Source organism: Desulfobulbus propionicus DSM 2032, from assembly GCF_000186885.1.
Classification (GTDB): domain Bacteria; phylum Desulfobacterota; class Desulfobulbia; order Desulfobulbales; family Desulfobulbaceae; genus Desulfobulbus; species Desulfobulbus propionicus.
The window spans coordinates 210,478-227,134 of record NC_014972.1 but is presented as its reverse complement, the minus strand read 5'-3'; the positions used below and the strand labels follow the sequence as shown (position 1 = coordinate 227,134).

20 protein-coding genes are annotated in these 16,657 nt (G+C 50.3%); 6 read left to right on the top strand and 14 right to left on the bottom strand.

Annotated features, from left to right (window positions below; translation table 11 throughout):
- Nucleotides 1-859: 859 nt before the first annotated feature.
- The 9 genes from DESPR_RS01130 to DESPR_RS01085 form a co-directional block, all read right to left on the bottom strand.
- Nucleotides 860-1,894: a tyrosine-type recombinase/integrase gene (locus DESPR_RS01130; RefSeq protein ID WP_015722971.1), complete on the bottom strand. Its 1,035-nt coding sequence runs from the start codon at nt 1,892-1,894 to the stop codon at nt 860-862.
- A gap of 120 nt (nt 1,895-2,014) precedes the next feature.
- Nucleotides 2,015-3,700 carry a hypothetical protein gene (locus DESPR_RS01125; RefSeq protein ID WP_015722970.1) on the bottom strand — a complete coding sequence of 562 codons (1,686 nt, stop codon included), beginning with the start codon at nt 3,698-3,700 and terminating at the stop codon, nt 2,015-2,017.
- Nucleotides 3,701-3,741: 41 nt separating this feature from the next.
- Nucleotides 3,742-4,569, bottom strand: a complete 828-nt coding sequence (locus DESPR_RS01120; protein ID WP_015722969.1) for a hypothetical protein — start codon at nt 4,567-4,569, stop codon at nt 3,742-3,744.
- A 107-nt stretch (nt 4,570-4,676) separates the two neighbouring features.
- Nucleotides 4,677-6,218, bottom strand: coding sequence for a reverse transcriptase domain-containing protein (locus tag DESPR_RS01110; RefSeq protein ID WP_218918264.1), 1,542 nt, complete (start codon nt 6,216-6,218; stop codon nt 4,677-4,679).
- A gap of 590 nt (nt 6,219-6,808) precedes the next feature.
- Entirely contained in the window at nt 6,809-7,144 is a 336-nt protein-coding gene (locus tag DESPR_RS01105) for a HigA family addiction module antitoxin (protein ID WP_015722967.1), read from the bottom strand.
- 12 nt (nt 7,145-7,156) lie between these two features.
- On the bottom strand, nt 7,157-7,438 hold the full coding sequence (locus tag DESPR_RS01100; protein ID WP_015722966.1) for a type II toxin-antitoxin system RelE/ParE family toxin: 282 nt from the start codon (nt 7,436-7,438) through the stop codon (nt 7,157-7,159).
- Nucleotides 7,439-7,784: 346 nt separating this feature from the next.
- Nucleotides 7,785-8,525, bottom strand: a complete 741-nt coding sequence (locus DESPR_RS18730) for a zinc ribbon domain-containing protein (RefSeq protein WP_218918263.1) — start codon at nt 8,523-8,525, stop codon at nt 7,785-7,787.
- The gene (locus DESPR_RS18710) at nt 8,522-9,184 is read right to left on the bottom strand and encodes a thermonuclease family protein (protein ID WP_015722964.1); all 663 of its coding nucleotides are present in this window, start codon (nt 9,182-9,184) and stop codon (nt 8,522-8,524) included. The genes DESPR_RS18730 and DESPR_RS18710 overlap by 4 nt, the downstream gene beginning before the upstream one ends.
- A gap of 30 nt (nt 9,185-9,214) precedes the next feature.
- Nucleotides 9,215-9,700, bottom strand: a complete 486-nt coding sequence (locus DESPR_RS01085) for a hypothetical protein (protein WP_169701495.1) — start codon at nt 9,698-9,700, stop codon at nt 9,215-9,217.
- Between the two features lie 60 nt (nt 9,701-9,760).
- On the opposite strand from DESPR_RS01085, the gene DESPR_RS01080 reads away from it, so the two are divergent.
- Nucleotides 9,761-9,970 (top strand): helix-turn-helix domain-containing protein, encoded by a 210-nt coding sequence (locus tag DESPR_RS01080; RefSeq protein WP_015722963.1) that lies wholly within the window; start codon nt 9,761-9,763, stop codon nt 9,968-9,970.
- A 77-nt stretch (nt 9,971-10,047) separates the two neighbouring features.
- Here the strand turns inward: DESPR_RS01080 and DESPR_RS01075 are convergent, their stop codons facing one another.
- Nucleotides 10,048-10,419 carry a hypothetical protein gene (locus DESPR_RS01075; protein ID WP_043769468.1) on the bottom strand — a complete coding sequence of 124 codons (372 nt, stop codon included), beginning with the start codon at nt 10,417-10,419 and terminating at the stop codon, nt 10,048-10,050.
- A 50-nt stretch (nt 10,420-10,469) separates the two neighbouring features.
- On the opposite strand from DESPR_RS01075, the gene DESPR_RS19120 reads away from it, so the two are divergent.
- A complete protein-coding gene (locus tag DESPR_RS19120; protein ID WP_015722961.1) occupies nt 10,470-10,598 on the top strand; it encodes a hypothetical protein in 129 nt (42 codons plus the stop codon).
- Between the two features lie 329 nt (nt 10,599-10,927).
- Here the strand turns inward: DESPR_RS19120 and DESPR_RS01070 are convergent, their stop codons facing one another.
- A complete protein-coding gene (locus DESPR_RS01070) occupies nt 10,928-11,365 on the bottom strand; it encodes a hypothetical protein (protein ID WP_015722960.1) in 438 nt (145 codons plus the stop codon).
- Between the two features lie 159 nt (nt 11,366-11,524).
- On the opposite strand from DESPR_RS01070, the gene DESPR_RS01065 reads away from it, so the two are divergent.
- The 4 genes from DESPR_RS01065 to DESPR_RS01050 all read left to right on the top strand — a co-directional run bounded on the left by DESPR_RS01065 (nt 11,525) and on the right by DESPR_RS01050 (nt 15,001).
- On the top strand, nt 11,525-11,992 hold the full coding sequence (locus tag DESPR_RS01065; RefSeq protein WP_015722959.1) for a hypothetical protein: 468 nt from the start codon (nt 11,525-11,527) through the stop codon (nt 11,990-11,992).
- Nucleotides 11,985-12,230 carry a hypothetical protein gene (locus DESPR_RS01060; RefSeq protein WP_015722958.1) on the top strand — a complete coding sequence of 82 codons (246 nt, stop codon included), beginning with the start codon at nt 11,985-11,987 and terminating at the stop codon, nt 12,228-12,230. The genes DESPR_RS01065 and DESPR_RS01060 overlap by 8 nt, the downstream gene beginning before the upstream one ends.
- A gap of 11 nt (nt 12,231-12,241) precedes the next feature.
- Nucleotides 12,242-13,120, top strand: coding sequence for a hypothetical protein (locus DESPR_RS16900; RefSeq protein ID WP_015722957.1), 879 nt, complete (start codon nt 12,242-12,244; stop codon nt 13,118-13,120).
- Between the two features lie 264 nt (nt 13,121-13,384).
- A complete protein-coding gene (locus DESPR_RS01050) occupies nt 13,385-15,001 on the top strand; it encodes a DNA primase family protein (RefSeq protein WP_015722955.1) in 1,617 nt (538 codons plus the stop codon).
- A 459-nt stretch (nt 15,002-15,460) separates the two neighbouring features.
- Here DESPR_RS01050 and DESPR_RS01045 read toward each other — a convergent pair whose 3' ends face one another.
- The 3 genes from DESPR_RS01045 to DESPR_RS01035 all read right to left on the bottom strand — a co-directional run bounded on the left by DESPR_RS01045 (nt 15,461) and on the right by DESPR_RS01035 (nt 16,605).
- A complete protein-coding gene (locus tag DESPR_RS01045) occupies nt 15,461-15,763 on the bottom strand; it encodes a BrnA antitoxin family protein (protein WP_015722953.1) in 303 nt (100 codons plus the stop codon).
- The gene (locus DESPR_RS01040) at nt 15,723-15,995 is read right to left on the bottom strand and encodes a BrnT family toxin (protein WP_015722952.1); all 273 of its coding nucleotides are present in this window, start codon (nt 15,993-15,995) and stop codon (nt 15,723-15,725) included. Before DESPR_RS01040 ends, DESPR_RS01045 begins: the two co-directional genes overlap by 41 nt.
- Before the next feature lie 319 nt (nt 15,996-16,314).
- Nucleotides 16,315-16,605: a hypothetical protein gene (locus tag DESPR_RS01035; RefSeq protein WP_043769466.1), complete on the bottom strand. Its 291-nt coding sequence runs from the start codon at nt 16,603-16,605 to the stop codon at nt 16,315-16,317.
- Nucleotides 16,606-16,657 lie beyond the last annotated feature (52 nt).

Here is a 16,657-nt window from a genome sequence, read left to right as displayed (position 1 = left end):
GTAGTCGCGTTAACGCAAATCCTGCACGGATAAGCGAGAAGTCACGAGCGGATCCCCCTCGAGTCGGTTGATTGGGATGCAATGGCATTTGTTATATTTTTAAAAATATAACGAGTCAACAAAAAAACTCCTCCTTGAAAATAATCCGGCATGTAGGCCCATCAAGCCATGATCGACGGTTAGCAAGAGCAGATAACGGGACAATCGGCTCAGGTATGAAGGCTGGCTCCGTTTTTTGCGGATACGCTAGATTGGGGCACGGGGGTATATTCCCAAAAGTATCCCCAAGGCTTTAGATTTTAGCGTAGCAAGGCGGACAGTCTCGGACAACGGAAAAAGAAAAAGCCCAGTGTTTACTGGGCTTTCAAGACATCCTTGGACTTACTCGGATGTTAGGATGGTGCGAAGGCGAGACTCGAACTCGCACGACAGTGGGCCACTACCCCCTCAATGAGGTGGCCTGTCGACCGGAATCAGTGGCCGCTTTCAACCGGAATACCCGGCCGACTTGAAACGGAATCAGTGGCCGGCTTACTCCGGAATACGCACAATTGAGGTGGAAAGATTGCCTCGCAGAGCTGTAAGAACGCGTCAGAACTCTTTTGCCGTTCAAAATCATTGTCGGCAAGTCTTACGAAGGAGCAACCGGTGGCAAAATCGTTAGGGCAAAGCTATGCCAACCATAGGTAAAAATCAACGAAAAAGAAAAGGCCAAAAGCTCTGTATTCTTGAGCTTTTGGCCTTTGTTTATTGGTGCTCCAGGCAGGATTCGAACCTGCGGCACCAGGATTAGGAATTAGAAATTCGTTTTAATCGTTTTTAATTTCAAAATGTTACAATGCGACACGGATACGCCGTGTCACTGCCCTACCCCTTGCTCACGAATTTTACGGGCCTCTTCACCGACGAAATCGAGGCCGACATGGGTGTAGATCTTGTTCGTTGTCTCTATATTGCTGTGTCCCATGATCCGTTGCAACGCGTAAGGGTTCATCCCGGCCTCGGCCGCCAGGGATCCAAAAGTATGGCGCAGCAGGTGGTGGTACACCTGCCGGCTTAATCCCGCCTTTTTCGCTGCCCGGGTTAACACCTTCCTAATTGAATAATACGGTTTTCCGGTTGCCGGATTGACGACCAGGAAGCCTTCAAGCCGTTCCGAAAGGACTTTGTTCAGTTCCTCTTCAAACCTGACGGACAGAAAAGGAACGATTCTGTACTTACTCCCCTTCCCATAAACCCGGATCGTCTTTCGCGCTTCGTCGATATCTTCAACCTGCAGATTCAGGGCCTCTTCCTTCCGGAGACCATGGTCCGCCATCAACAGAAAAAGCAGCCGATACTCTGGATCCAGGCATTCATACAGCGCATCCAGTTGCCGCCGGGTCAACGGCTGAACCGGTTCGGCTGTTGTTTTCTTTTTTGAAAACCTGGGAATGGTGAATGCCAACGGCTGGCAGTATCCGTGCTCCGAAGCCCATTTCAACAGGCTGGAAAGGTAACTCATATTCTTGTTGATTGTGACAGGTGCCAAACCTCGTTCAAGCAAATCCGCCTTGAATTTATTGAACAGAGCGATGGTCAACTGTTTCGGCTGGAAATTACCGAACCAAGGAATGATATGATTATCGAGACAAAACCGCATATCATTGACCGTGTTAATGGAATTCTCCGTCCGGTACCATTCAAGGAATAAGGTCACCACATCCTTTATTTTGGGAGCGGATCCCTCAACCAAGTGGTCGGGTTGCTGCCGTATGGATCGCTCATACCTCCAGGCCTCTTCGTACGAACCGTTAAAGGTGATGCGCTCCCGCTGGTTGCCCCGACCGATATCAATGACCCACCATTTCCCAGGTTCACTTTTTGATTTGGTGGGATGGGGGCGAACACTCATTTTAATCCAATAATCAAGAGAAAGGATAGGGATTGTTGAAGTCACTATTTACAGGAGATATCGTGACTCCTAACGTTCGAGTTGAGCTGCACGCCGTAGCGGGTCGGCTCGAGCGAGGGGTTAGCCCCCTCTCTTGCTGTACTTGAAGAGCAGGCCAACCGGCGATCGCTTCAGTTGTTGACTTTCCTTTGCCAGCGCCTTGATCGATTTCGGTATCTCACGTAATTTGGGCGCTTTCAGCAACTGATCGGCTGCCAGAGCGGCGAGTCCCCAAGCTGGTGTGCCGGTCGCGGCAGCCGTTGCCGCCAAAGACCCAACTACTATCCACGATCCGATGTCGCTCCCCGCGAACTTCCACTTCTTCGCCGCCAGTGCATCCATGTTCTCCTGATGCTTTGCAAAGGCTGCATGAATGTTGTCGAAGACGAGGTCGCTTGTTCTGTGGAAATTCGAGGGATTGACCGTGGCCAGTTCCTCCACTCCCTTTCCGAGGATTGCGCGAACTTCCCCCAGCGCACCAGCCTTGCGCACCTCGATTAGGGCTTCCGGGGGCACTCTGCCCAGCCATCGCATCTCGTTCGCAGCAAGAGTCTGCAATCCACGCACCGTGTGAAGGTCACGCAGCCCTTCTGCTTCACCGGATTGAAAAGAGTCGTACTCAAGTTTCCACACGAAGTACTGCCATGACGTTGGAGCATCGATAATCGGAGTGCCACGAAGGCGACGAGCCTTGATCAGGAGTTCATTGCTAGTGCTCATGCGCCCCAGGGCCTGCGACGCCAGGATGACGCCAGGATTGGTGGTACCAACGACGGCGGAGTACGCCTCCATCTTTGTGGCCCGTTTCAACTGCTCCGGGAGTGAGCCTTCCCACTCCGTATCAAACAGAACTCGCTCAGGCTCGGAAACTGCTGCCACAGCTCGCTCGATGGTGTCTAGTTGCTGACAGAACTCCAAGAGCTCGTCAAAGGTCTCGAATCGCCTCCCGAAGACGCGAGCGCCGTGAATGAGGGCGTCATCCTGCCCGAGCCGATAGAAGAACTCCTTCTCTTCCGTTTCCAGAGCAGAGACATCGGGTAGCACTACGACGATGGGCGGGCTCACGTCGGCACACGCAAGATTACGGTACTGCAACAGATTCAGAGCGTGCTTGATGAGGTAGTACGCTTTCCTCTCATCTCCGAGTCGCTCGAACATGTGCTTCGTGCGCAAGAATGGATCAGGCAGCACGAGTGTGTCTGTGTAGAGCGAGCACTTTGAAGCGATATTCTCCTCAGGCGATGGAAACAAGTCGCCTCCGAATACGCCCTTAAGTGCGTCGTGCATGTCCTCCACATGCGCAATCGCTATTGGGCCTGCGGCACTCCAGTAGCCCTCGATTGCAGCCAAGAACTCAGGGAGGTTTCGGGTCAACTCTGCGACGGTGGATGAAGTCCTGGAAAGTGCTCGTCCTGCGTTGTGCGGGGTGAGACCGCGTTCGACCATGACCTTGAAGAAGTGACCGAAGTTCTTCTCCAAAAAGTCGAAGTACTCGGTCTGAATCTGCGCGAGAGACGCAGAGTCCTTCATCTCCTCTCTGTCGTGCATCGCCTCGACAGCAAGCGCCATCGAGCGCACTAGGCCGTCCACTGTTGATAGATCGACCGTGCCGTCAGCGGCGTACCTGACGCGCTTGAGGCTCCCGATCACCTGGAGCCCCTCGGCGATATGGACCTTCCCGGCATCGAACTGCTTCTTTAGGATCTGCAGTCGACGCTGGAGTAGCGCCTCGTAGGCGTGTTGTTCGTCAGTTTGATCGTCGGACATGGGTGCTGTGGGGTCTAAACGTTGCGGATCAGGCGCGGCTATCAGCCGTCGTCTGCATCCGGCTTGTTGGCCTTTTTAGTGTTTCCATTTTCCAGTCGTCTTGAGAGCATGCCAAGACCAGCCAGTATCCCTGTTGGGTCTTGCATTGGCAAGCACTGGGGGTCAATGGGAATCTCGTATTTGGATAGTGCCGTGACAGCATAGAGATCTAGCACGTTGCATAACTCATCCAGACAGAGGCCACAAAGGCGGCTATGAAAAAATGGCTCATGTTGAATATATATGGGGCATATTTCTTTGACCCAGCGACCGTATGGGTGCCCCCATCCGCAAAGTCGATTCCAGAGCTTCAGAATCTGCTTACGTTCACTTGCTTCAAGAAATGTGATTTTGTCCACACGATCCTTCATTCCACCTTCCATTCGCGTAGCCACGCCGACCAAAAGTTCGAACACTGATCTCGTGAGGACAAGCGCACTGATATAGGAAGCCGACATGATCGAGACAATGACCCAGTTGAACTCGCGCGAAACATACGCGATGAGATGCTTCTGGGAACTGCCTGTCATTAGATAACCGTTGGCTTCGTGATTTGTTTCGGTATTTTCACTTTCAATAAAGTCTGTCAACACTTGAACCCGTCGTTCGAGCTCATCTCGCGATAGACTACTGAGATGGGCCTTGTCTACCTCACAACCGTAGCGAAGGATTTGCTCAGACAGGTAGCGAACACGGGAAAGAATGCTCACGACCCGAAGGTGACAGTGAGGGTCGTTGCGAAGCATCTGTACGCAGGGAGAAGTGACATGTGTATTCAAATACGATTTGACGTATTTCTCGACGTCGCGAAGTATTCTATTTTCTTTCATTTTGCTAAGCCAACGGCTAGCACAACCAGCGGGCCAATGAACTTGACCGCCCTAGCGCCGCCAGCGTTATCCCCGTCTGCGTTAATGCATTTGCTAGACAATTATTATTAATAATTATAGCCATTTGATGTTGGATTCATTACCCCTGCTATACCTTTGTCAGTAACCCCTTTCTTGAGAGCTTTGTATATTGTGAAGAAACTTGGAATTTGGAGTAATTTTTTCCCTTTTACTTTTTGTTGTTTAAACGCTGTCGTGAGATCTTTATGAGGTATATTAAAGGGAAAACTATTGTCTCTGTTAAAATTCCATTTCTTTAGTAGTTTCGACCTTATACGTATGGCTTTGAAAATTGCTGTCACTAACCACCCATCAAGCTCTTTGAGTTGTTGTTCATTGTTTATGAGCGGATAAAAACTCATTATTCCTTTGAAAAAAATTCTATTACTTTTTCCATTCAAATAATTTGCTATCATTTGGTCATTTAGGTTGCCATAAAGGTATCTTCTTATTTCTAATATTGCGCTCAACAAATGTGTGTCTTTGTTGTTTGCTGGTATTTTGATGGCAACTAGCTTGTTTCCGCGCAACGGTTTTATTAGATGCTTGTATAATGTATAACTTATTTGTCGTTTTATTTTATTTACTGAAGATTTTTTAATTGAAACGTTATCTACTGAAATAGAGTAACCAAGAAAGTCAATTTCTTCCTTACGTTGTGCAAGCTCAGAAGGCATATCTTTCCTGCATAGCAAGCTAATCCCATCTGATTTTTTGGCATTAATCTCGACTCCAGCTTCTTTTGAGAAATTACTTATGATATCATATGCCATGCTTATTTTTTGGTAATCATGCGACCAAATAACAGTATCATCAGCATATCGCGCAAACTTCAATCCTACCTGTTCAAGCCCCTTGTCTAATTTCCAACAAACAATATTCGCTAAAAAAAGAGAAATTGATGTGCCTTGTGGTATGCCAACATTTTTGCTTTTGAGAAATGACTTGATCACGCTATCCTCTCTTTCGCTGATGAAAAAACCATTTTCATTGAATTGACGATAGAGATAAGAGTGATTAATTGAATCAAAGAATTTCGAAAAATCAAATTCAGCGACAAAAACTCTAGATAGCTCTTTCAGTTCAATTGCGATATCTTGAATTGCAAAATGTACATTTCTGTCATTTCGATAAGCATACGAAAAAGAACTGAAACGATGTTTGTTTTTTGAGAGAAGTTGCTGATAAATTAATGTGGATACAGCAGCATCTGGTATTTGGTAAATAGTTACGGTCCTTGAACCACCCGATGCTTTTGGAATTTCCATTTTTTGCGGAGGGTTTGGTTCATAGGTCCCATTTTGTATTTTTTTTGCAATTGAATGAGCGATTTGACGACGATTTTTATGGACGTAAAACGGGTTGAACTTCTTTTCCGATGACCAATACGCTGGTATTTTTAACTCTTTGTCTCCAGGGTTAGAAACCCTATTACTTTTTCTTATATGCTCCAGCTCTAGTGTATTGTGATAAGCGTGATGCCTCTGAGACAGCTTTTTCGCCTCTTCACCAATTGTTTTAATAAGATCTTTTTCCAAGCTCATTCCCCCATCAATAAAAAAAGCCCAACGCATTGCGCTGGGCTTCACGGGTACAACCACGTAAAAGTAAGTCGCTACATTCGGCAGCAATAAGCTTTATCTTCCTGCCGTCCATCTCTCCAGATATTACACTGGATCCTAAGGGCACCCGCCTTCCTCCTAAAGGAATATCTTTATATACACATTCTTGCATGGATGGTTCAATCATTTTATTTACGTTTAACAAGTTATTATATGGTTTCTGGCTATCACTCACTATTTCAAACCAGGGTGTCAGGAAATCGGCGTTTTATGGTATTAGCTAACTGGATATCATGCAATTTGGGGTGATAACCAGAAATCGGATATCCTTCCATTAAGTCTACAAAAAGGCTGTTTCGGTATAAAATAGCGGGAAAGATTCAATTCCCGATGGTTAATACTTTTCCAATAAGTCATGACTGACTGGAGATATATGACCTGAAAACGCGAACATCTACAGCTTGTCCGTAGGATGTTATTGTTGGAATTTAGTATCATGTCCCCCCGAATCCTTCAAAGCACATAATTTGCTAAAAAATATTTGAAAAGGATTAAAAAAACTCCAATATGCCGCACTGACATGTTGGAGTTTATGATTTTTCGTTATGGAAAGACAATTAAGCCTCCTTAAGATTCTCAATCGCTGGAGGCTCTTTAGGCTTTGGGCGGAAGGGAATGATTTTCCCTAAAGACTCATGTTGAGCAACTTTCGTCCTGTCGATGTCATATCGCATCTGAATTTTGACAAAAAACTCTTCAGACATTCCGAAGTATTTAGACAACTTCAGGCCTACTTGTGCGGATATTCCTCTTTTACCTTTAATGATTTCGCCAAGCGCGGTTTGGGGAATATCAATGTCCTTTGCTACTTTGTAAGCCGTTAGCCCTAACGGTTCAATGAATTCTTCGAAGAGTATCACGCCCGGATGCTCTAGCGGTATTAAATTTACCATACCCTTGACCTCTTAGTGATAATCGACAATCATTACCTGAGTTGCTACTCCGTGCTCAAAACAGAAGCATACTCGCCATTGCTGGTTAATCCTGATTGAGTACTGCCCATCCCTGTCCCCAGAAAGTTTTTCTAGCATATTCCTGGGCGGTATTCTTAGATCGTCTAAAGTTGCTGCCGCGTTGAGCATAATCAGCTTCCGCCGAGCGACGGTCTGAATATCCCCTGGAAGCTTTTTGGAGAACACGTTGTTCCAAATTTTTTCAGTTTCACCACATGCAAAACTTTCTATCATGCATACACCGTAACGAGCTCCGATACTATTGTCAATCGTTAGCAAGAGACTACTTAAGCAATTCTCATCACTTCATCCACAGGCCAGACATTACAACTACCAACTCAGCAACCATAATCATTTGATTTATGGATAATATTTCGATACGCACAAACTAAACGGGGATAGTGAATGTACCACATCTTTTGAAAGAAAATTTAAGGTCCAACGTGAACATCTGCGGCTTGTCCGCCAGATTGTTATTGTTGAAAATTAGGTATCATGCCTCGGAATATCCCATCAAAATAAACGATTACCATTAGCAGTGGTTGGCTATATAGCACCCTGTTCTCCCACTCCCGCGTACCTATTTGTACTTATATTCCCTTTGAGCCAGAAACCACGCAACAATCAACATCACCGCCCCTGTGAACATGACACCCCACCCCCATTGCAACTGGATGGATTGCATGGCCGCCTCGGCCAGCCCACCAAAGGGATTTCCGGCCATCTCCCTTTGCATGTCCGCCTTGGACAGAGACATTTTGTGAAAAAAATTCCACAAGTCAAAAGCAAGGATGGCAATAGAAGCCCCTCCGGTGACAACGAGGATCTTGAATCGATTCCAAAAAATAGCGGCCGCAGAAATGGCGGCAAGAAATAGCAGAAAGGTGCCGTCGCCCTCCCCGTTTTTGAAATAATTAATAGATCCGGCAATAGGTATACTAACCAGGGGGCAAAATACTCCCGCAGCCATGATAGCCGAACCGATATATCCAACGAGCGGGGCCTTATTTATCGGCTGAGCAGCAACAACAGCAGCTTTGTTAATGATCTCCCCGCAATTGGGACAAGTGGGAGCATTCTTTGATACAGAACGACCACATGTTGGGCAATCGATGAGGTTTGCTCCGGACTGCTTTTCACTCTGCATGTTTCTAATAATGGCATCCGCCTTTCTCCTGGCTTCATCCATTTTTTTTCGTTTGGCAAAGGCATCCTGTTCGGCCTTTGCATAAATCACTCCGCATGCAGGGCATTCCGGGCCACTCTTCCTGGGAGCTCCACATTTCGGGCACGATGAATTTTGTTCGCTAAATTCACTCACCTCTTTCTTCTCCATTCCCATGGCGGTGTAGGATCACCGTCTTGCCATAACCCGTTTCTATTTGTTCGGGCCATGCGTTCTTTTTCTTTCCATTCTCGACAAAATGACTTTTTGCAATATTGAGGATAAACCCAGGCATAACCTGAAGATGCCATAATTTCGTTAACATTTATCCCGTCGGCATACACCAAGGCCACAACACGACCGTAGCGGTCGTGGTCAATGGCCTTGATGGATATTTTTCGCCCTGCCGATATTTGTTTCAGAGCGGTTTGCGACTTGCGACCATAAGCTTGGCCGCTTTCTGGGGCATCTATTCCGTAGAGCCTGATTTTGACCTGCTGTCCCTCGATGAGAACCTTGATGGTATCTCCATCCGTGATGCCAACCACCTGGGCTTCATTATTACCCGTATATGATTTGGCGGTATACCCACCGCTTTTCTTCCGTTCACTTGGCGTATAATAGTTGTCTGGAGATTGCTCTGAATAACCGCCACTGCTGGTGCTCCCGGGTCTGTGGCAATGGTAATCACCTGTTTTCCTGTTGTGGTGGCAACCACTACTATCAAGGCCACCTGGGTGAGGGAATGCGCTTGAAGGGTTGAGTGCGAATGCAGCGTAGGTTGCGAGCGCTACTGCTATTATTCTTGGGGTCATTGTTGAGCCTTGTTGGGTAATGTTGCCTATTCAGGATTCCCCCCCTGCCGCCGACAAGTTTTCCTGGGGACCATTTTCAGCAATGGTGCCTTTTTGTTTTTTTATCCACTCGCCCAGCTCCGGGATGCGTTCGTGAAAGAGTTGAATGAACTGCATCGATGTGAGTGGGTCCGCACCGTGTTCTTCTTCCTGCCATCGCTTGACCACGGCGAAGAGTCCGTCAAGGTCCTGCTGGAACCTCTCCCGCTCCATGTCCGAATTCGCGTCGCCCCAAGATTGCTCTAAGTTCATCGTGACGTTCTGGGGCGGTTGACACAGCTCTTCCTTCGTTACTCCAAATTTTTCTGCCATTACCAAGAACCAGTGATCTGGGATCTTTCCCCTTCTAATGGCGCTACTAATAGCTTGAGATGTAATACCATCGAAAATTTCGCCCAATTCAGCATAAGTCCTTACACCTGCAGCCTTTTTCATTCTTTCAGCAACAATTTTCGACGAAGCTTCCTGTTTGTTCATGTTACATTTTATCTTTTTTTGATTGACATGTAACAATAAAACAAGCTACATGTAACAGTCATGAAAGGTTACATATTACGCCAGCACATGGCGGACAGCGGCATCAAGGTTATCGATATAGCGTCAACACTGGGCGTGACACACGCCGCAGTATCACGATGCATCCATGGGCAAACGAAATCGCTCCGCATCCGGAAAGCTATCGCCGACGCCATCGGCAAGCCAATCAACGAAGTCTTCCCCGAAGCAACCACCAAGGAGGCGGCATGAAACTCCTCAACCGTCGAGAGGTCTTTTCACCAAACGCATCGCCAAAACCGCCCCCCTGGATATCTGAAGAAGAACGGTCAGTGTTGCTCAAGTGGCTTATTGATGGCTCGTTGAGCTTTGTTGCCAAGGCGAAAGAACAACGTTCCAGATCCGACGTTGATGCATAACACCTCGCCATCGGCGGCAAGTGTGATGTCCACGGCTTCGGGCAAAATCCGCATGGAAGTGTCGAGGTTCCAATCCAGGTCGCCAAAGATCGTTTTAGGGTCCATTCTTCTGACAGCATCTTGGCTCGACAAAAGGATGGATGCGGCAATGGCCGGTGCCTGCACCGTCTTGAAGAGAACTTCAACGGATTCATCCTGTGACGAAGCGATCAAGGCGATCAATTCAGGATCGTCGGCGAATGCAGTCTCAATAGTATCTGGAACGATCTGCGATGTTTTCATAAATCACAGTTTTGTGAAGTTTTCCCCGAAGCAGCCCCCAAGGATGCCGCATGAACGAACAAAAATTGAAGAAATGGCTCAACCACCCGTTTTCCCTGTTTCTCGATGAAGTTGGATTCACCTTGGAAGATAAGTTCCTGTTGTGTGAGTGGTTTTCACAGTCAATGCACGGTCTTTGATTCGTGAGATGCAACGCGTTGTCGTCCTTCTTCCAACCACCTGACGATAGCGGGAGCGTCTTTCCTGAGTTTGGAGATGAGTTCCTCCGAGTCTTTGTCGGAGAGCTTTTTGTCCCAGTTACCACCTGGTTTTGCAGCTTTTACCGTTTTGACGAACTCGAGGATACGAGCAGGTGATTCACCGGAAACCTCAGAGAGAATCTGTACGAAAATATCTTGATAAGTCATTTCGGTTTGTTTGTTGAATTTTTAACAGCCACCAAGGAGCAAGCATGAACTCATCGTGCATCAGCATATCGTGCAGCAGATTTTTTGATGCATTTCATTACTTAGTTTTTTGCCGCAAACATCTCGGCATTGAGGGACTCCGATGAAGCTGAAAAAGCAACGCGATCGCTCGTCAAACCTGCCTCCCCGAAACTTTCGACCACGGCGTCATAGTACGCCTGCTGCACGAGTATATAACGTTCTAAAACTTCTACAATCTCGGGGAAATAAAGCTGACAAAGTACGATTGCGGCTTGAGCGTCTTGCGACACAGCGACGTCTTGCGCTTCTAAGAGCGTGGTACACTTTTCCAGTTCAATCGGCCAATGAAGCGACTTTAGAAAATGAAATGTCATCTCCTCGAACTTTTGCCGAAGCAAGATGCGTTGTTCGTGCCTCCTTTCGGAGGCTTTGTGCAGAAATGAAAAAATTTGCGAGATCACTACACCGAGCAGCGCGGCTGTGGCTGCAATGATGGCGCTTTCGAGGTCAGGCTTCATGGGAAATTTAAACCCTTGAGTATCAAATGAAAAAAGCCCCGCCCCCTGGACGGTCCTTGGGCATGATGCTTGGCGGCATTGCCAGGATAGTACAGGGGACGGGCACCTGATGCAAACGAAATAGGGTTCCATATCTTCAGAATATCAGGAGAAACGGCAATGTCCATGTCATATGCCGAGGGAAAAATGCAACCGTGGCAAGTGTTCCATGCCGCCAGGAAGATTTTGGGGGCCAACATTGTGGCACGTATTTTCAACCGAGAGGTACGCTCGGCCCACAACTGGGCGCAGGACCCTGCCCACACCGAATGCCGCTGCAAGAGCCCCCTGGAATTACTGCACACCCTGTTCGAGCGATTGGACGCCGCAGGCTCCGGCTATGTAGCCCGCGCCGGGATCGATTATCTGGCCACGGCCATTGATCCTGCGGCGCAGGTGGAGGGCATCAGGGATCCATTGCCCACCATCCACGAGGAAATCCTGGCGGATTACTCGGCGGTGGCCAGGCTCCAGCAAGCCATCGAGGCAGGGGCGGACCTGGAAACCATCAACAACCTCAAGAAAGAGGCCATTGAAGAAGTCGAACGCACGGTGGCCCGATATGCGAGGGATCGGAAAAATGGGTGAACCGTTAACCGAACACACGGCCAAGGAACTACTGGTCAAGCTCGACACGTTCCAGCGGGAGATGGCCGAAGTCAAGAAGATGATTGCCGGATGGACGCGGGAGAATGCCATAGCGCCCGTCTCGGTCGATGCCCTGGCCACGGACATGGCCAAGGCCATGGAGATGACCCGAAAGACCGGCGACCGGAAGTACATCAATGAAGCCAAGGCGCGGCTCAAGAGCGCCGGCCGTGGATGAGGAGGATTGAAATGGAATTGACCGTTGCTGTTTCCGGATCAAAAGAAGTGGCCGCAGCATTGGCCGCGTTTCCAGGCAAGGCTCACCGGGCCTGCGCCATTGCCCTGAACAAGGCTGGCAAACTCGTCAAGGAAGCGGAAGTCGCGGAAATGAAATCCGTCTTTGATAATCCCACCCGCTACACCCTCAATTCCCTCCAACTTACTCCAGCCACGAAGAGCGATCTCAAGGCCACTGTCTGGTTCAAGGAACCTGGTCGAATGGGAGCACACTACCTCGTACCCCAGGTGGATGGAGGGCAGCGCAAACTGAAGGGCTTTGAACGAGCCATTGGTGAGGGCGAGTTGGTACCGGCACTGGGTGCCAAGCTCAACCAATACGGCAACGTTTCCCCCGGGCAGATCCGCCAGATCCTCTCCGTGCTTGGCAAAGCGGAAACCAGTGCCGGATATTCAGCCAACATCACCGACCGTTCCCGTCGCCGCAACACCAAGGAACGGGACTATGTGGTTATTGATCGTCGACAGCGCGGCAACCTGCCCTTGGGCGTGTACCAACGATTTCAGACTGGGGCTGGGTTCGGCGCCAAGACCAAGCGCACCTTCCTTGACCGTTCCAAGTCGTACCAAAGAGGAAGCAGGAAGCAAGCGGTCCGTGATCCACGCACCGGCAGGTTCGTCAAATGGTTTGGACAGAGTTCCGTCTTTTGGGAGGGCTCTCAAATTCAATCCGTCATTCGCGCCAGAGGCTTGCGCCCTGTGCTACTCACTGGCCGTACCGGGCGCCGGGTCAAGCCACTGCTCGACTTCTATGGCGTGGCCCATCGCACGTTCAATCAACACTTCGAGCCGATGTTCAAGGCCACGCTCGATACGTTTCTCAAGTCATGACCGGGAGGAAGGAACCCCTCACCCCCCGTCAGGTTGTCAAGCAGGGGGAGGCCTGTGATCTTGACCGTTCACGGGTCCTCCCCCAGGAGCCCCACTTGCGGGTGTTTCGCGCCCCGGCGTGTGGGTGCATTTAAAAAAAAATGGTCCGATGCAAAAATGCAAAAAATTCTGCAACAAGGTGGGCAAATGACTTTCTCAACAAATTGCGCGTTATCGGAGAGTTACCCCTGCAAACCTGTCAATATTTTGGCGGAGGCATAGCCCATGGCAGGGGAAAGCATGGCGGGCAAGGTGATCGATCGCGCCCGGGAGCTGGAGCAGGAAGACGACCGGTTGATGGACCTGGAGGATGACTTCGTCCGGAGTTGCCTGGATGCCAACGAACGCGGCGACGGGGTGCTGTACGCCACCTTGCACAAGGGACGGTTTTTGTTCAACACCACTCCGAAAGACGGGGCCTGGTTGCGCTGGACAGGGATCGTCTGGGAGCCTGATGATTTCAAGGACTCATTCAAGGCGGTCGAGGCGGTGGCCCTCCAGTATGAGCAACGGGCCCTGGATCTGTTCGCCGAGGCCGAAAAGCTGGAAGAAAAGGGCAACAAGGAACAGGCCGACAAGGTGCTTGACCTGGCAAAGCGGTACCGGAAGCGGGTCGACCGGCTACGCACCGAGAACGGTGCCAAGAAGGCGCTAGTCTGGGCACCGGTGGTGGAAAAGAGCATGGCCTGCCGCGAGCTGGAGCTGGACCGGCAACCGATGCGGCTTCCCTGCGGCAACGGGGTAATTGATCTCACCGCAGGCGTGCTCCTGGATGGCGATCCGGCGGACCTGATGACCAAGGCCATCGACGTGAACTACCTCAAAGACGCCGACTACACCGACTGGCACAAATTCGTGGTGGAGGTCTGCGGATCGGAAGCGGTGGCCAACTTTCTCAAACGATTTTTCGGCTACGCCCTCACCGGTCACAGCTACGAGCAATACATTGCGGTGTTCATCGGCGGCGGCCGTAACGGCAAGGGGGTGCTGTTTTCCTGTATCGGCTCAGTTCTCGGGCCGTATTACCACGTGATCAGTCCGTCGATGATTACGGAACAGCGGTTTGATCCCTCACCCAACGCGGCCAGCGAGCACAAATATGCCCTGCACGGCAAGCGGCTGGTGGTGGCCGGTGAATCCAAACGCGGCCAGCGGATCGACGCCGGCCAGGTCAAAGGGCTGACCGGTGACGACAAGGTCGAGTGCCGCCCAAACTTCGGCAAAATGTTTGTTTTCGATCCCACCCACACCCTCTGCCTCCACACCAACCACATGCCGGTGGGCATGGGATCCGAGTTCAGCCTGGTGCAACGGCTGCTCAAGATCGATTTTCCCTGGGCCTATGTCGACGATCCGGAGGCGGAGGCCAAAAAATTCCCGCCCATGGCGGACCGATTCCGCAAGAAGGACAAGCACCTCAAGGACCGGTTGATGCAGAACCGGGAGGGCATCCTCAAATGGCTGGTCGAGGGCTGCCTGGAGTGGCAGCAACGCGGCCTGGATCCACCCCAGGAGATTCTGGACTCGGCTGCAGAGCTGGCAAATGCCGAAGACTATCTGACCGAGTTCCTCAACGACAGCCTGCTGCCCTCACCCGACGATCCGGACCGGGAAATCGGCTTTCAGGGCCTCTATCAATGCTTTCTCTGGTGGTGGGGCCTCAACCAAGGCGATCCGAAAAAGGCGCCGGCCAACCGGACGCTGGCCAAGGCCATGCGCGAGCGGGGCTATACCCTAGAAAAACGAGGCGGCAAGATTTATGTACGCGGAGTTTTGTACCATCCAGAGCTTTCCAGGGAGATGTTGCGCGATGACCAACCGCCTCATCCTGCCTCATCCTAGTTCATCTTGGCTCGTCCTGATGACGCAATCTATTGAGATGAAAACAAAAAAACCGAAAACAGGACGACAGGATGAGAGTCGCGGGCGCGCACACGGAAATTTTTCATGAACCATGGTTGGCAATTTTTTCCATGCGCGCACGTCACATATTTCATCCTACGTCATACTAAATACATCATCCTATAAGAATCATTAAGAAAAATCAAACAGGACGAAAAAAGACGAACCAGGACGAGCAGGACGAAAGCAGATGAACGGTAAAACCCAACAAAAAACCCGAATTCAGGTGGTCGACAACATCAAAAGGGATGGTTCTCAGGACCATGGGGGTATCAATCAATGCAGCATCGGTTCGGTGATACCCATGGCTCGCGCTAATTTTTCGCGCGTGGCTTTAGGGGTTTTCCCGCCCTCGATGACGGCTCCGACCACCTCGTTGGGAATCAGTCCAGCCATGAATCAGGGCCGATGCTCCTTGAGCCAGTCGCGTAGGGCATCGTTCATGCGCGTTTGCCAGCCGCGCCCGGTGGCCTTGAAGGCGTCGAGCACGTCGGTGTCGAAACGGACGGTGGTCGACCGCTTGCTACCACTGCCAGGCGGGCGACCCCGCGACAATTTCTTGATCTCATGGCGGGCTTCGTCCTTGGAAACAACCCGTTCGCCAATCATCCACTGGCCGCGTGCGAAATCTTCCTCGGTCAGTTCAGGGGCGTCGTCGGGATCAACCCAGGCGTCCGGCGAATTTTTTCCTTTCGCGCTCATTGGCATACCTCATGGAGATAATGCGGCGTTTATCACCGCGTGGTGTCCAGACCAGGACCACAACCCGCTCACCAAGCATGCCAACGGTCGCGTTGCGCTGTTCGCCATAATCGCGCCGGATGTCCGGGATGGTGACAGAGACGCCGGCAAACACCTCGGCGGCATCGGCAAAATCGAGTCCGCGCTCACGCAAGGTGATGTCGCGTTTGTCCTGGTCGAATTCAATGTCCATGCATTTAATGTAGTAACGTTTATTAGCTTTATCAAGAAAAAGAACGTGTGATCCACCTGCTGGATCGGCTGGAGCCAATGAAACACGCAAGCAAGAGGGGATGGAACAAATGATGGATCGAGCCGGGTTATCAACATTTTCCTGTAAAGGCTACCTCAAAGAATTTCACCCCTGCCGGTGCAGTGTAGCCGATTCCCTGGCCTGGGCAAGTTGGCGGTTGAAAAGCATCATCGATTACCAGAGAAAAAACGTGGTCCGATTCTTCCCAGACCAACATGGGAAAGTGGTGGATTACCGAACTACGCCCTACTACCAACGTTTATCCCGAATAATCGAATTTGCCGAGATTGCGTTCCAGCACCCGGACGGCGTTGTTTGCCCGCAATTGGTGTTGCTGCGGGCTGTGGCCGAGGGTTGGCCTGGTGGCGAGTGCTCCGCTGAAACTGCTCTCCAACTCGTCGATGTACTGAAACATATCGGAGCGGTCGAGGGCGACCCGCTGCCGAAGATAGCGCAACTCGCTCTTGACCGGCTGCAGGGCCATATCGCGGGCGGCTTTGTTCCCGATTGGATGAAGCCGTGAGTACATGTCGACGATTTTGTGCAACAAATCGAGTTCTTCCTTCCCCCATGCTTTTCTCCTGTGTGCCTGTTGGTTGGCG